Origin of the sequence: Micromonospora sp. WMMD1128, from assembly GCF_027497235.1 — a bacterium.
Classification (GTDB): domain Bacteria; phylum Actinomycetota; class Actinomycetes; order Mycobacteriales; family Micromonosporaceae; genus Micromonospora.
The window spans coordinates 5,205,335-5,221,280 of record NZ_CP114902.1 but is presented as its reverse complement, the minus strand read 5'-3'; the positions used below and the strand labels follow the sequence as shown (position 1 = coordinate 5,221,280).

General features: G+C 68.1%; 7 protein-coding genes. All 7 read left to right on the top strand.

Annotation, left to right across the window (positions count from 1 at the left end; genetic code table 11):
• Window positions 1-217: 217 nt before the first annotated feature.
• Genes dpdE through dpdK form a run of 7 tightly spaced genes read left to right on the top strand, consistent with a single transcriptional unit; the run spans window position 218 to window position 15,946 of the window.
• Complete coding sequence (dpdE, locus tag O7602_RS23275; protein WP_348651296.1) at window positions 218-3,808, top strand: protein DpdE; 3,591 nt, start codon at window positions 218-220, stop codon at window positions 3,806-3,808.
• Window positions 3,720-6,344 (top strand): protein DpdF, encoded by a 2,625-nt coding sequence (gene dpdF, locus O7602_RS23270; RefSeq protein WP_281584742.1) that lies wholly within the window; start codon window positions 3,720-3,722, stop codon window positions 6,342-6,344. Before dpdE ends, dpdF begins: the two co-directional genes overlap by 89 nt.
• Window positions 6,338-7,240: a protein DpdG gene (dpdG, locus tag O7602_RS23265; RefSeq protein ID WP_281584741.1), complete on the top strand. Its 903-nt coding sequence runs from the start codon at window positions 6,338-6,340 to the stop codon at window positions 7,238-7,240. Before dpdF ends, dpdG begins: the two co-directional genes overlap by 7 nt.
• A complete protein-coding gene (gene dpdH, locus O7602_RS23260) occupies window positions 7,233-10,349 on the top strand; it encodes a protein DpdH (RefSeq protein WP_281584740.1) in 3,117 nt (1,038 codons plus the stop codon). Before dpdG ends, dpdH begins: the two co-directional genes overlap by 8 nt.
• Window positions 10,342-11,013, top strand: coding sequence for a hypothetical protein (locus O7602_RS23255; RefSeq protein ID WP_281584739.1), 672 nt, complete (start codon window positions 10,342-10,344; stop codon window positions 11,011-11,013). Before dpdH ends, O7602_RS23255 begins: the two co-directional genes overlap by 8 nt.
• The gene (dpdJ, locus tag O7602_RS23250; protein WP_281584738.1) at window positions 11,010-15,431 is read left to right on the top strand and encodes a protein DpdJ; all 4,422 of its coding nucleotides are present in this window, start codon (window positions 11,010-11,012) and stop codon (window positions 15,429-15,431) included. Before O7602_RS23255 ends, dpdJ begins: the two co-directional genes overlap by 4 nt.
• Entirely contained in the window at window positions 15,428-15,946 is a 519-nt protein-coding gene (gene dpdK / locus O7602_RS23245; RefSeq protein WP_281584737.1) for a phospholipase D-like domain-containing protein DpdK, read from the top strand. The genes dpdJ and dpdK overlap by 4 nt, the downstream gene beginning before the upstream one ends.

Here is a 15,946-nt window from a genome sequence, read left to right as displayed (position 1 = left end):
CATGCCCTCGTGGACCGCCGGGCACAGCGAGGGGCAGTGACCTGCCGATCGGGCAGACTGTCCGGCGATACTTGTCGCGTAGCGATATCAACTGCGGAGGTTATTGACAACGCAGGAAGGCCAGCTCAGGCAGGCCAATCGGCTGACTGCCTGGGGGTCCCGCTGGGAGGACTCCCGCCGGTAGGGTCCAGGAACGCCTTGTGGGGAGGTGAGGTCGATGTTCGCTGGGCTGGAAGTGTCACCGGCAGTCGAAGTGGAACTCGTCGTTAGCGCTTTCCTCGCAGACTTGCGCTCCGGGAGCTACCGAGGCAAGTTCGACGGGCCGCTGGGTGTCGGCAAGTGGGGGGTCGGGCCTACTAGCCGCCTCGGCACGTCGGGGTCAGCTCACGCTCGCGGCGCTGCTGCCTCGATCTTCCGAGGCGCCCTCCATGACGACAGCGGTACCTCAGATCTCGGTCTTGATTTCCCCGTTTGCGCTCAAACTCGCACGTGCCGGTCCAGAAGGTCCTTAATGCTTGGTGACACTGAGAGGCCCTTACATGCCTCCGCTCATATACCGTCGGCACGCTACCCGATCATGACACCTGGGCAGTTTGTGCAACATCCGCGCATCCCTGGGATTGCCAGGGTCAGAGCACAAGTTGGCGCCGCCGTGGAGGTTGAGGCATTCGAATCGATTGCCGAGCCCGTAGTCGCCACCTGGTCGCTACCCGCCGGTGAATGTCGACCGGTCATCCTGCCTGCTGAGACGCGGGTGTTCTGGCGGGACGTCGGGACCGGCATGTGGCGCGCCGGCCGAGTGGTTGCCGGTGGGCCGGACGACTACGCCATCCGACTTCCCAACAGCGAGTTCGACGTTCGGGTGTCGGGTGCCGACTTACGGGTGCGCTGGCACCGCCCCGTCCGCTCTCCAATCGAAGTGCTGGCCGTAGGGGCGAACGAATCCCCGTACTATCGTCGAGCGCGTCTACCCATGCTGCACAGCCTCGTCAGCCAGCGCGCGGCCTCCGCGAACTTCTCAGCGCTGGTATCTTCCGCCATCGAAATCTACCCGCACCAGATCGACGCGGCGCTTACCGTGCTCACCGATCCCGTGCAGCGCTACTTGCTGGCTGACGAGGTGGGCCTCGGCAAGACCATCGAGGCCGGGCTGGTCATCCGGCAGCACCTCATCGATCATCCGACCGCCCGAATCGCTGTTCTCGCCCCCGACATCCTGCGTCGGCAGTGGAGTAGCGAACTGCGCACCAAATTCTTCACCGAGGACTTCCCTCAGGCGGAGATCCGGATCGGCCAGCATGAAACACCGGATCGTTGGAACGAGTATCACCGATTCGACTTGGTCGTCATCGACGAAGTGCACAACCTCACCCGGGCCGGCAACCCAGATGACGAGCCGTATCCGCAACTGGCGACCCTGGCCCATGCGGTTCCCCGGTTGATCCTGCTGTCGGCGACGCCAGCGACCGCTCGCCCGGAGTTGCATCTGAGCCTGCTGCACCTGCTTGACCCCCACTTGTACCGGTGGGCGGATCTCGAACAGTTCCGACAGCGCTTCGCCGATCGGCGGCGACTTGCTAACGCCGTCCACGGGCTCAACGCGGATCTCGAGATCCTGTTGCCGGATGTGCTGTTGGAGATCGCGGACCTGATCCCCGACGATGCCACCTTCGCTCGCCTCGCCGGAGGCGTCCGCCAGTTCCTCACGGAGGACGACGAGTTGCGCGACGAGGCCGACCGGCCGCGGCTGGCCGGCGCCCTGGAGGTGCTGCGCGCACACATCAGCGAGACCTACCGGCTTCACCGGCGGATGATTCGGCACCGTCGGACGCAGGTGCTGCGCAAGACCGACGACGATCTCTTGCCGTTTGAGGTCAGCGGTCGTCGCCGCCCTGACGGCCTGACATTGGGCGGCCAGCGGGCGGACCTCGTCTATCAGGCACTGCTGGGCTGGCAGCAGCGGGTGGCCCAGTGGCTGCTGGACCATGATGAGGACCAACGCGCACGCGAGTATGGCCAGGTGTTGGCGGTGCTCGCTAGCCGGGCCGACGAACTGTCCGACGACCTTGCTGACGCGCTTCGGTGGCGGCTCGACGGCGAGGCGGCCGCCGCCGACCGAGCCGGCCTGTCGGCGACCGAGCGGGCATTGTTGCGGCAAGCGCGGCCGCTACCGTTCGAACGTCAGACCCTGACCGAGTTGGCCGACGCCGCAGCCAGCGCCGCGCCGCGCCTCAACGGCCTGGCCCAGGCAGTCAAAGGCCGACAACGGCCGGTTGTATTCTGCGGCGCGGGCCAGTTAGCCGACAACCTCGGGGCGGTGTTGGCTAGACGTACCAGGTGGACGGTACTGCGGCATAGCCGCACCCGTACTGCCGCCGAGGTTGCCGGTGACCTGGACCGTTGGCGCGCTGGCGGGGCACTCCTGCTTGTTGACGGCAGCGGCGAGGACGGGCTCAACCTGCAGGACGCCGATGTCGTCGTTCACTTGCGGCTCCCTTGGTCGCCTAATCGGCTGGAGCAGCGACTGGGCCGGGTGGACCGGTTCGCCGGTTGCTTCGGCGCAAACGGCGAGCCCGCCGCCCAGTACTGCGAGGCGGGCGGCAACGCGGACGAATCGTTCGTCGCGGCCTGGCGTGAGTTGCTGACACGGGCATTCGGCGCATTCGACGGTTCGTTGTCGGCCCTGCAAGACATGTTGGACGAGTTGCAGGTCCAAGCCTGGGAGATGGCCCTGCGCGAGGGACCGACAGCAATGACGGCACTCGCCGATAAGATCACTTCTGCGCTCGTGCGCGAGCGCCGGGAAATTGAGGCGATGGACGCGCTGGAGTCCGTCCATCACGCCACGCTGGGGGTGCGCCTGGCTAAGCGGATCGACCGGATGGAACAAAGCTGGCCGCAGCACGAACGCGCCCTGCGCGCATTGGTCCACGGCGCCAGCGGCGGCCTGCGGCTGACGGCCGAGCCAGAAAGCGGGCCGGTAGTCACGATCGGAGTCGACCACCGGAATCCACCACTCATCTCACCGCTGATCCTGGCCCATGAAGGCAGTCGTTTGCCGGCCGACAGCATGACCGGGGCGTTCAACCGCAACGTCAGCATGCGCCAGCCCGGAGTGCGACTGTTCCGCATCGGCAACCCCCTCATCGAACTGCTCGCCGCCGTCGTGGGTATCGACGATCGGGGACAGGCCTCCGCGCTCTGGCGCCCGGGACGGTCGCAGGAATCAGTTCACTTTGGTTTCGACGTCATGGCGGAAGCTGACTTGGACGCCGCGCTGTGCCACCCGGCGGCGGGTGCGGAAGCCCGACATGCCATCCGGCGTCAGGCCGACCTGCTGCTGCCGCCTTTCATGGACCGCATCTGGTTGGACGCCGCGGGTGTGCAGGTCACCGACGAGGCCCTGCTGCGCTGGTTGAACGCCCCGTATCCGCACCAGCGAGACGTCAACCTCAACTCTGATCGAATCATTCCGCTGTTGGACAGTTTCGGCGGTGCTGACCGCTTCGCCACCGCCGCTCGCCGTGCCGAGGCCACCGCCCGGCATCTAGTCGCCCAGGGCGACCGCGTACGTGACCGGACTGCCGCAGCCTACGAGGAAGGCAAGAGGACACTGGCTGTCCAACGGGCGCAGGCGCTGGCCCGGCAGGCCGCCGGCCGGCTGCTGTCAGACACCGAAAGCTACCTCACCGACGTCGTGCTGAGCGACCTTCTCATCGATGGCTTGCACACGCCGAAGCTGCGGGTTATGGCCGCGATTTGTGTCGCTGGCGGCGACCTGTGGGGAGCCGGCCGTGCCCCTCGATGATTGGGCCACCGCGCAGTCGATTTGGCGGGCGTGGCCAGGCGGCCACGCCGACATTCCCGCTGCTGGCACGTGTCTGCGACTACGCGATGCGTTGACCGGGGTCGCCCGCGGCGCCGTCCGGTGGCGGGACGTCACCGCCCTGACCCGTCAGGTGCTGCTGGAACACCACGCCCGCACCGGAGCCCAGTTGTCGCTGGTGGTACCCCTGGATCCTGCGCTGCCGCATGCCCGACAATGGGAGTCGGCGCTCTGCGCGACAATGGCCGTCCGGGACGGGCTGAGAATCAGCGCTGAGCCATGGGCTCCTCCCAGTGATGAGACCGGCATGACTGACCTGCGCCAGGTTTACGCCGGCGCTGCTGGCCGTGCACTGACTGTGCCGGCGGACCCCTTCTGGACTGAGGCGCTGGGGCCACGGTTTACGCATTACACCTCTCAGGGGCAGCGACAGGCCGCCCGTACTGTAGCTACGGCGCCGCCCGGCGCCACCGTCATCGCCTGTCTGCCGACGGGACAGGGTAAGACCGAGGTGGCGTGGGCCAGCGTGTTACTGGCGACGCGACACGGTGGCGTGGCGGTGATGGTGGTGCCGACCGTGGTCCTCGCCCTGGACATGGAGCGGCGCCTCCGCCAGCACCTGCATGAGTGCGGTGACGCTGCGGGGGCAGCGCGCACGTACGCCTATACTGGCGGCCAGGACCAGGCGACGAAGGAGGCGATTCGCCGGGACATCCGCTCAGGCCAACAGCGGGTCGTGATCGCCGCTCCCGAGGCGCTGATGACCGGCCTGAATAGCGCGCTGGACGCCGCTGCGGCAGCCGGGCACCTGACACATCTGGTCATCGACGAGGCGCACATCGTCGAGCAGTGGGGCAACGACTTCCGGCCAGAGTTCCAGGCGATTTCCGCCAAACGTCGCTCCTGGCTGGACCACGCTCCGTCTGGCCGGCAGGTGGTAACCGTCGCGATGAGCGCCACACTCACCGCCACACAGGTTCAGACGCTGACCAGTACCTTCGGCGGCCCGGGACCCGTGGAGGTGGTCTGGGCATCGCATACCCGACCGGAGCCGATCTATTTTGTCGACGAGTTCGGCGATCGGAACGTGCGTGATGCGGCGGTGCTAGAGGCGGTCGGCGCCTTGCCCCGACCGCTGATCCTCTACACCACCACCCGGGAGGACGCCGAACTCTGGTGCGACCGACTGGACCGGGCCGGCTTCGGCCGGATCACTCGGCTGACTGGTGAGTCCACCGAGGCGGAGCGACGCGCGGTGCTTGCGGGATGGCGCGGCGAGGACGCCACCGGCACGCCGGCCGAGACCCGGTTCGACGTCGTCGTCGGCACCTCGGCGTTCGGTCTGGGCGTGGACATGCCCAATGTCCGCGCGGTCGTTCACGCGTGCCTACCCGAGACCATCGACCGCTACTACCAGGAGGTGGGGCGCGGAGGCCGAGACGGCCGCCCCTGCGTCGCGTACCTGGCGACGGCTCCCGGCGATCTGAACCTGGCCGAGCGGGTTAATCGGATGATCCTCATAGGTGACGACCGCGGCTGGCTGCGGTGGCAAGCCATGCGAGACAAAGCCCGGTGGCTGCCGGACAGCAGGTTGGAGATCGATCTGATCCAGCTGCCCCCTCACCTGCACGACGAGTCCGCCCGAAACATGCAGTGGAACGTCAAACTTCTCAACCTGATGGAGCGGGCCCACCTGATCCGCCAGGAAGCGCCTGCCCAGCGGTGGGGCCAGAATGACGACTTTTCGCCGGCAGGTAGCCACCCGGTGCTGCGGGTGGTCACCGAACTGGATGGCCGGCTCAACGATCGCGCCTACTTCGAGGAGACGTTCAGCGCCCAGCGGCACCAGGTAAAGGAGCAACAGCGAGCCGCGCTGCGCCAACTGTCCGCTCTATTGAAAGGGGACCGCTGCGTCGCAGACGTACTGGCCGAGCACTACCGGGTGCCCTGGGACGGCGGGGTGCTGCCGACTGCGCGCTTCTGCCGCAGTTGCCCCTATTGCCGCCGTACCGCCCGGGCTGCCGACTCGAGCGGCCTGCGCCGCCGCGGCTCCGAGCCATGGCCCGACAGCGCCCGCTGGCCTCACCCGCCCGATCCACTGGCTGGGTACCGGGGCGGCAGCCCGTTGCTGAGCATCGCCTGGTCCCAGCGATCCCACTTCCTCGACCTGGTACCGGATCTGATCGAGGCGCTCGCTCGCCGTGGCTACGTCGTCGTTGGTGGACCCGCCTTGGCCGCGGCGGTGGTACGCCGGGCGCAGCGCCGGGCCGCGCCGCACCCAATCATCGTGGACGGCGACCACAGCATGCTCGGCGCCTACGACGGCCCGCTGGTCTGGTTGCTGGACGACGCGCGGGCGCCGCTGTCGGCGGCATTGGCCGAACGCTTGACCGGACCCGACCCGACCTACCTGGTCCATCCGGCTGATCTGCCCGATCCGCACCGGCCGGATACGCCGTTGCGGTACATGAATAGATCCATCTCACTCGACATCCTGGTAAGGGACTCCGCGTGGTAGCGCTGATCAACGTCGAATCGTCGCTGCCGCGACCGCTGTGGGCCCTGGTCCGCCACCTCGCAGGCCAGCCCCGGAAGCGGCAGCGGCTGGCCGACGCCGAGGCTATTCTCAGCCCTCCGAGCCTGGTCCCTGAGGGTGACAAGCAGCGGACCTTCGAGCGAGCCACACGCACCGCCGAGGAGTTCGGCCTGGTCGAGCGGGCCGAGGATGTTCTCGCGCTATCCGCCGAGGCGCAGGCGGTCGACGGCGAGGACCTCGAAGCCTTCTACGACCTGCTGCGCCAGCGCGTTCTCACCCGAGTCAGCACCGAGACACTGGCCACCGACCCGTCGCAGACCCAGGGCAAGGATCTGCTGCGCTCACTGTGCTGGTTCCTGACCCTGGACAGCCAGCTGACCCGGGTAACGGTGAACACCTTCGGCGTCGAACAGCACAAGGCACTGGCCGATGACCTCGGTAATCCGCTGCGGAACAAAGAGCGGTGGAACGGCTTCACCTACTGGGCGCCCGCGCTGGGCTTCGCCGACGCGCCGCTGCTGCAGGCGGGCGGGGCACGGGCGCTCGTGCCCGATTGCACCCGGGCGGTGCGGCGCACGGTGCGGGAGCAGTGGCGGTCGGGCACGCACTTGCGCGCACGCGAGTTTGTCGATGGGCTGCTCGAGGTGCTGCCTGTGCTGCCCGGTGGGCGGTTCAGCCGGGCGCTGGGCCTCAAGCCAGGCCCGCTCGACGTGGCGGCCGTGCTGTCGTTCGCGCTGCAACGGGGCCGCGAAGAAGGCTGGTTGATATTGAGCGCGCCCTCGGACGCCATCGGCGGCGTCCAATTCAGCGACCCTCGCGCCGCCGGTGGAGTCGGCCGGTTCACCGACGTCGAGATTGGAGCCGACGACAATGGCTGACCTGCGGGAACGAGTCTGCTGGAAGGCCTCTACGGCGATCGCCACGCTGAGCACCGAAGCAGTCAGCCCGTCCACCTCGGTGTTCCTGGCCACCCACGTGCCGTTGCGGATCAGCCGACGCGACCCGCAACTACGAGCCGATGTGGGTGGCATAGCGGTCACCGAGGAGGACGTCCTTGACGACTTCCTAAACCGCCCCCTGGGCAATGGCGTGCTGCTTATGCCCGTCATCGGCCAGTCCGGCACCGGCAAGTCGCACCTGGTGCGCTGGGTGTACGAACGCACGAGACGGCGGTCTGCCGACAACCTCGTAGTGATCCACGTTCCCAAGGCCAGCACCAGCCTGCGCGCCCTGGTCCGGATCCTGCTCGACCGCGAGGACATCGTCAGCGAAAAGCTGACCCAACTGCGCCGGCAGGTCGACGACTTGGCCAGCGGCATGGATGAGCAGGCTCTCCAGCGGCACCTGCTGTTCGCCCTTGCCGAGGCGGTCGCCGCGGCCGACCCCGGTACCGACAAGAGTCGCCGAGCATTGGTCGGCCCCACGAGGCTGGCCATGGTGCTGCGCGACGTCCACGTCGGTAGTTACCTGACCCAGGACGGTGCGCTGATTCCCCGCCTGGCGGCCAGCCTGCTACACGATCGGGGTGAAGGCGAGTCGGACCGACCAACGCAGTTCACCCCGGAGGACCTGCCGCACATCGCCGACATCGACGCGGCCGCCAGCAACGTGCGGTCGTTGCTCGCGCTGATGATGGATCGGCCGCGGCTGCAGATGGCCGCCGCCGCCCTGATCACCGAGAATCTCTCCACCGCGGTACAGCAGGTGTTCAAGCTCGGCGGGCGACTGCAGGACGCCATGCTGACCATCCGCGAGGAGTACCACAAGCAGGGCAAGGAGATCGTCCTGCTGATCGAGGACTTCGCGGTCATCCAGGGGCTGCAGCGTGACCTGCTGGAGGCGCTGATCGAGGCCGGCGTGCGAGACGGCCGGCAGGTGTTGGCCCCGGTTCGCACGCTGATGGCGGTGACCACCGGCTACTACCGCAACCTCGCCGAGACAGTCGTGACGCGGGTTGAGGCGGCCACCCCGTACGTCTACGACCTCGACGCCGCGTTCGATCCCGACAGCGACGGTCCGGATTACACGATGGACTTCATCGGCCGATACCTCAACGCCGCCCGGCTCGGCGCGGAGAACTTGGAGGCCGCTGGCGTGGCCGACAACGCCCCGGTGCCTAACGCATGCGAAAACGACCCCCGCAGGGGTGTGGGCGGCGGTGAATGCAGGTTCCGCACCTCCTGCCACGAGGCTTTCGGCGCGTCGGAGAGCGGGTACGGCCTGTTCCCGTTCAACTGGCCGGCCCTCCGTCGGGCCATCAAGAGCACCGCCGGCGAGGACGAGACCTTCAACCCACGCCGGATCATCGGACGGGTCATCCGGCCGGTACTGGAGGACGCCGAGTCACTGGCCAACGGGCAGTTCCCCAGCTCCCGATTTCGCGAGCAGTTTCCGCTGGCCCGCGATGAGTTGGCGCTGTCGCCGGAGGTGAAGGTGAACATCGCCGACCTCGATCCGGTCGACAACGAACGGCGGGCGCTGCTGCTGGAGTTCTGGGGCGATGCGCCACCGGAGCTGCGCAACCTGGAGCCCGGCATCCACGAGGCGTTCGCGATCAGCACCCTTTCCACCGCGTCGACTGCCCCCACCACCCCGCCGCCGGGCAGACGCGCAACCGACGCGTCCAGTACCGCCACGCCGGGCCGCACCACATTGCAGGTGTCGCAACAGGCGCCTGCCGACCTACGGGACAAGTGGTCGCGCTCGCTGCGGACTATGGTTGAGGACGTCGCCGAGTGGGAGGCAGGCCGCCGCCCGCTGCTCCAAAACACCGCAGCAGCCGTCCGGCGCATCATCAGTACCGCGGTAGTCAACCGGTGTGACTGGAGCACACCGCTGATGGCCGAGCCGAGTGCCGACGCGAAGCGCGCGGCCTGGCCGGCCAAATCCAGTGTCGTGTCCATTCAGGATGCTGAGGCTGAGGCCCAGAACGCAGGCGCGCCGATCCGCTTCACACGCAACGCGCGCAACGCTATGTTCTTTCGCCATCTGCTCACCTTGGACCAAGGGGCGGAGGACCCTGGCAACGCCGCCGCACTGCCGCGACTGGCCCGGCTCGCTGACCGGTACCAGGGCGACCTCATCCGGGCGGTGCAGCGGGTACGGTCTGCGGATGATGAGCACCTGACGGCGGGTCTGACGGCGTCGCTGGTCGGCGCGTCGCTGGCCGGGCGGGCATGGCCCGGCATGAGCGACGCCGAATTGATGGCCGTGGCCTTCGATGACGGCGCTTCGTGGAGTCTGGCCGACGCCGCACTGCGCACTGCCCGCTGGGTCGACGCCTATGAGAAACATCGGATCCACCGCCGCGCGTTGGTGGCAGAGTTGCGGCAACTGCTGGGAGTTGCGCAGGGCTCCTCCGGTGCCGTCCGCATCCTCGACAGCGGCCGGGCGTTGTCGCTGGTGCGAAAGGCTGCCGCACACTGGGCCTGGGAGCCTGGCACGGCCGCGGCGCCCTGGTACAAGGACGCTGCCTCCTCGTTGCGCCATTTCGAGACGCTGGTGAAGAGCCAGTTGGCCATGCTGCAGGAGCACCGTCGCCAGCTCGCCGAGTGGCTGCCGATCGGCGTGAGCGTCGGTGAGACGCTCGACGCTGTCGATCAGGCGTTCCAGGAGGCTACGAAGGTTGGGCTGCTCCCCGGTGGCGAAATGCGGCAGACCTTCCCGGCGCAACTGACCGTGATGAGGACCCGCGACTGGCGGATCGTCGAGCAATTGCGCCGCGACCTGGAGCGGGTCGAGTCGGCCGAGGATGCCCAGTGGCGGAGAGCGTGCATCACCGCGGCCAGCCGCGACCGCGGCGCCGACCTGGGAGCCTTGATGGAGTTCCTGCGCTCCGGCGACGACTGGCTGACCGCCGGCCTGCAGGCGGCCCACATGCGCACCGGCGGGCTGGGAGAGGACCTAGCCGAGCAGGTGCGCCAGGTCCGCACCGAATGGGAGCAGATCGTGGCGAATCCGCACCCCGGAGAGGAATCCCATGAGTAACCAGTCGGTGCGGGACAAGGCCCTGATGCTGGCCTCCGAGGCTCGCCGGATCGGCCTGGGCCAGCAGGAGGAGGCTACCGCGGTCGCCGTGAGCAGCCGGATCAGCAGACTGCGCGACAAGCTGGACGGACTGCGCACCACGCTGCAGGCGGCGCGTCGCTTGAACGCCTACGGCGCGGACATTCCGCTGACTAGCGTCGACGACGGCCTAGACCGGTTCCGTCAGCGCGCCGGCGACGGGCTGCCCTCCAAGGTGGCTCTCGACGGCGCGGCCCGCACGGTGGAGCGGGTGGAAAATCAGGTGCGGCAGGCGTTGCGGGAGACATGGCGGACCTGGTGCGAGCAGCGCCTGGCAGAGCTGCGCCGGGACCGGCTGGTGATGCTCCCCGGCGGGGAGGCCGTCGCCGCCGAGGACGCCCTGAACGACCTGGAGAAGCTGCGCCGCGGCGACCCCCGGGCGGCAGCTATTCAGCAGTTCGTAATCAGTCACCGCGAACTGCGCGCACAACTCGACAACGCCCCTGATCCCGATCCCGAGGTGCTCGAGCTGCTACGCCGTCTGCAGGTCGGGACAACGCTGGACAAACTGACACCGACCGACCTGCAGTTGCTGTACGACCGGCAGCTCGCCGGCACCGTCGAGGTCCGGCGGAGGGCCACATGATCGACAGCCGGCGGTTCCTGTCCGGGGTCCTCGACGACCTGGAAGATTTGGAACTGCCGCTGCTCAGCTGGGGAGTGACCAGTGGCGTTGTCGCCCGCGACGAGGTGCTGGCCGTAATTGAGGAGCGCCTGCTTGGTCCCGATGCCCCTGACCTGCTCGCCGACGAGGTGCTGGAGGAGTTGGAGCGACTCGGCCTGTTACTCGAAGTTCCTCGATCCTCCCCACGTAGTTACCGGACCAGGTTGGCCGAGACCGTGCGGCTCACAGCCACGCTGCGTCAGATGTTCCCGGCCGCCAACCGCACTGGCCGCTGGTGGGACCAATCACCGAAATTGGTCGCTGATTACCGTCTGCACGTGGCCCGGCGTCGATACCCGAAGCGGGACATCCCGGCCGAGTCGGTGCTGGCGACGCTGTCATCATCGGATGAGGACGGTCTGGACGAGCGTCAGAGTGCGGTAGTGCGGGCGCTTCTCGCCGGGCGTGAGCTGGCCCGGTTCCAGGTAGAGGCCAGCACCGCGATCCGCCGCCACCTCGCCGCCGGGGTCGGTCGTGCGGCGATCGTCGGCGCGGGCACCGGTAGCGGCAAGACGTTGGCCTTTTACCTGCCGGCGCTGATGGCGATCGCCGACCACGCCCACGCCGGCGGCAGCGGAGTGCATACCCTGGCGCTTTACCCGCGCAACGAACTGCTGCGCGACCAACTCCGCGAGGCGGTAGCCAACGTCGCCGCCGTGAACGAGTCGCAGCGGGCATACGGTAGCCGGCCGCTGCGCATCGGCGTCCTCTACGGTGACACCGTGTACCAGGCCGACGATCGGCGGCTGGGCCACGGTCATGATGGGGCCTGGCGTCGACACGGCGGCGATGCCGTTTGCCCTTACCTCAAGTGCCCGACCTGCCGAGGCGACCTCGTGTGGGCCGCAGCCGACCGAACGGCCGTGCCGCCACGGGAGCACCTACGCTGCACCGATCAGCGTTGCGTCCAATCGGTGATCGTACACCTGGTCCTCACCCGGGACGGCCTGCACCGCGACCCGCCGGACCTGTTGTTCACCACCACCGAGATGCTCAATATCAGCAGCACTGACCCGCGTCAGGCTCCATTGCTGGGCTGGACCGGCCGGAAGGTACCCAAGCTGGTCCTGTTGGACGAGGCGCATACCTACGGCGTGATGCACGGTGCCCAGGTCGCGTTGCTGCTTAGACGGTGGCGCAGCGGCTTGGGCCGCCAGGCCACCGTGGTGGGCCTGAGCGCGACGCTGCGCGACGCCGCCGACTTTTTCAGTGAGCTCACCGGCATCGACCGCCACGAGGTCGACTACCTCACTCCCCGCCCGTCGGACTTTGAGGAGGAGGGCCGGGAGTATGCGATGGCGCTACGGGTAGATCCGGTATCCCGGGTCAGTCCGCTGTCGACCACGATCCAGGCGGCTATGTTGCATGCCCGCACCCTAGACGTGCGCGGGGCCGAACTGCTGTACGGGTCGCGGGGGTTTGTGTTCACTGACGACCTGGACGTGACCAACCGCCTGTTCAACGACCTCACCGACGCCGAGGGGGGCCGGACGGCGGGGCCACGCCGGAGGCCCCAAGTGTTGGCCGGGCTCCGCTCGGCCAATGGCGCCACCCACGACCAGTACATCGACGGCCAGTCTTGGGAGTTGGTGCACCGCATCGGCCGGCATCTCGACCCGCAGGCGTTGACCCACGGCCTACGGGTCACCCGCACCTCCTCGCAGGATAGCGGAGTGGACCAGGACGCCGACCTAGTGGTGGCCACCGCGTCGCTGGAGGTCGGCGTGGACGACGACCGTGTCGGACTTGTCATACAGCACAAGGCACCGCGTGACGCCGCGTCGTTTCTACAGCGGCGCGGCCGGGCCGGTCGGCGGCGCCTTACCCGGCCCTGGACAGTGGTGACGCTGTCGGACTTCGGGCGCGACCGGCTTACCTATCAGGCTTACGACCAACTGTTCGCCCCAGAATTGCCCCCCAGGCGATTGCCGGTAGGCAACCGATTCGTGCTCAAAATCCAGGCAACCCAGGCGATGCTGGACTGGGTCGGCCGGCGCACTCAGTGTGACTCCCGGCGCCTGCTGCGGGCGCCGGATCGCAAGTCGCCGGACGCGCACCCTGGTACGGAGGCGGTCCTCAAGCAGTTGCAGGTACTGCTGGAGGACGCGAACGTTCAGGCCGACCTGGCTGGCTGGCTGCGGCGGGCATTGGACATCTCCGCCGACGAGGTGACCGCGCTACTGTGGGAACCGCCACGCTCGCTGCTGCTCAGCGTCGTTCCGACGATCCTGCGACGCCTAGAGTCGCGCTGGCGCGCGTACGCGCCCGAGCCAGGAGCGCGGCCCGGATCCCTGCTGCCGGAATTCGTAACCCGCACCCTGTTCGATCCGCTCAACGTGCCCGAGGTGCACTTCCGCCTGCCGTTCAACGCCGACGACGAGTCAATGCCAATCGAGCGGGCGCTACGCGAGGCGGTGCCGGGCCGGGTGAGTCGCCGCTACGGGTACCGCAGCGCCCACGACCGCACCTGGTTGCCACTGCCCGACCCGCAGGCTGCGGGAGTTCTGGAAATCTCCTCGTTCACCGCGCAGTACGACGACGAAGGCTGGTGGGAGCCGGCGGGCAAGCCCGCGGTACGGGTGCTGCGTCCGCATCTGATTACCTTGGCGGAACCGCCGCCGGAGGTGGGCGACCAGTCACAGGGTGTTCCGGTTTGGGCGTCTCAGTTCGTCCCCGATCACCTCTACGAGGGCGCCATCCCCCGGCCCTCGCGTTGGCAGGACCGGGTGCTGTCGGTGGGATTCGCCACCGGCGCCGCCGGTAATCCGGTTCAGATCCGCCGGATGACCACCGCTGCTGCCTGTACCACGGTCACAGGCAACGGACGGACAACAACGGTGACCAGCACGGTGCGGTACCAGCACCGCGGTGAGCCGGCCGCGCTGGGCTTCAGCCTGGACGTCGACGCGATTCGATTCACTGTGGCGCCTTTGGATCCCCGCGACGAGGCGGTCGCTGCGCACCTGCGCTCACCCCAGTGGCGGTCCATCGTGTTCAAGGCCGCCCTGGCCGTAGACCCGGAACTGGACGACGACGCCAACGCCTTCCAGCGCCGCTGGCTGGCCCTGGTCTACACCACCGCCTACGCGCTGCGGCTCACCAGCGACAGCGATACCGACGCGCAGCAGGCGCATCGGGCGCTGGCCGGCGGCCGGTGGGCGGCCCACATTGATCAGGTGCTCAACGCCATCTACCGCAGTGACGGCAGCACCACCCCCAGCCGCCTGGTCAACGACCTGAGCGACCTGGCGCGCCGGCCTGCGGTCATCGCCGCCGTGGACCGGCACAGCCGACTGCTGTGGTGCGACGACGTCGTTACGCTGACCGCCGACCTGGCCCAGCGCGCCTATCGAGACACGGTCGCGGCGGGGATCCTGGCCGCCGCGCAGCGGGCATGCCCGGATGCCCAGGACGGTGACCTTATCGTTGATGTCCTGCCGCCGGACAACCCCGACAGCCCCACAACGATTTGGCTGAGTGAGACAGCCATCGGCGGTCTCGGCGTCATCACCCAACTGGTTCCCTATTACCAGGAGGATCCTCGCCGGTTCTGGGCGCTCGTCGACAGCGCGCTGGCGCCCAGCGATTACGAATACCTGCACGACACACTGACTCACCTGTTGCGGCACGTGGTGGCCGACTCCCAGTCCACGGCCGCGCAGGCAGTGTCCACGCTGCGCGACCCGGCCTCCGCCGCGGAGGCCGAGCAGGCACTCGTCACGCTACGCCAAGCCTGGGCGGCCATCGACGGGCATCCGCGCCAGCAGGCGGTGGCAGCCCTGTCCACCCGACTGCTGCGACATGGCACCGACGCGGGAACTGACCGACTGGTGTTCGAGTTGATGCACGCCTGGGACAGCACCCAGGATCGCCTCGGGTTCGAGATGGAGGCGGCCGTCTTCGCGTACCTGGTCGGAACGGGCAGCATCAGGATTGCCGGTCTGGACCCGCGCCGCTTCGGAGCCGACCAGGTGTACAGCCTACTGTGGCCACGCGGCGCTGAGGCACGGTCGCAGCGCCTGGTCCACTACCAGCCGTACGCGCCGCCCGCACTGACCGACCGCCTGCTCGTGCAGGCAGCCCACGACGAGCGCCTGAGCCGAGTGAACGTCACCGAGCCACGGTGGCGCGAACGGTACATCGATGAGATCACGGCCTGCGGGGCGGTGCAGTTGATCGCGCCGGTCGAACGGATAACGGACTTCACCGCCGCCATGCGTACGGTAGTCATCATCGCAGTGGACCACGGGGCGCTGCGGGTGTACGGCGAAGTCCGCGCCGTCGATCGGGAGGCCGGAAAGGTGCGGTGCGTGGTCGAGATCCGGGAGTTCGCTCAATGAGCGAGGAGCGGGTGGTCCGAACCAGCGGGCGTACCGGGGTTCGGATCGACGGAGTCCTGGCGACTGTGCTGTTGGCCGAGTTGATGACGCCCAGCCGCCACCTGTGGCTCGTATCGCCGTGGGTCGGCGACGTCGATATCATTGACAACCGTGGTGGCGCCTACGACAGCGTGTTCGCCGACCCGTCCAGCCGCATTTACACCTTCTCTGACGTACTGGCAGCGATCACCCACGGCGGTGGACGACTGTCGGTGGTGACGCGACCCGACCCGTTCAACGACGTTTTCGTCGACCGGTTGCTCAGGCAGACGGCGCCGGGACGGGCACAGGCGATGCGCGCCGAAGACGTGCACGAGAAGACGCTCTGCGGCGACGACTGGTTGATGACCGGCTCGATGAACTTCACCTACCGCGGCATGAGTGTCAATGACGAGATCGTCAGCTACCGGGTCGATCCGGCGATCGCCAGCACCGCCCGGATCGACTTCACTCGCCGCTTCGGCACCGCCAGGTGA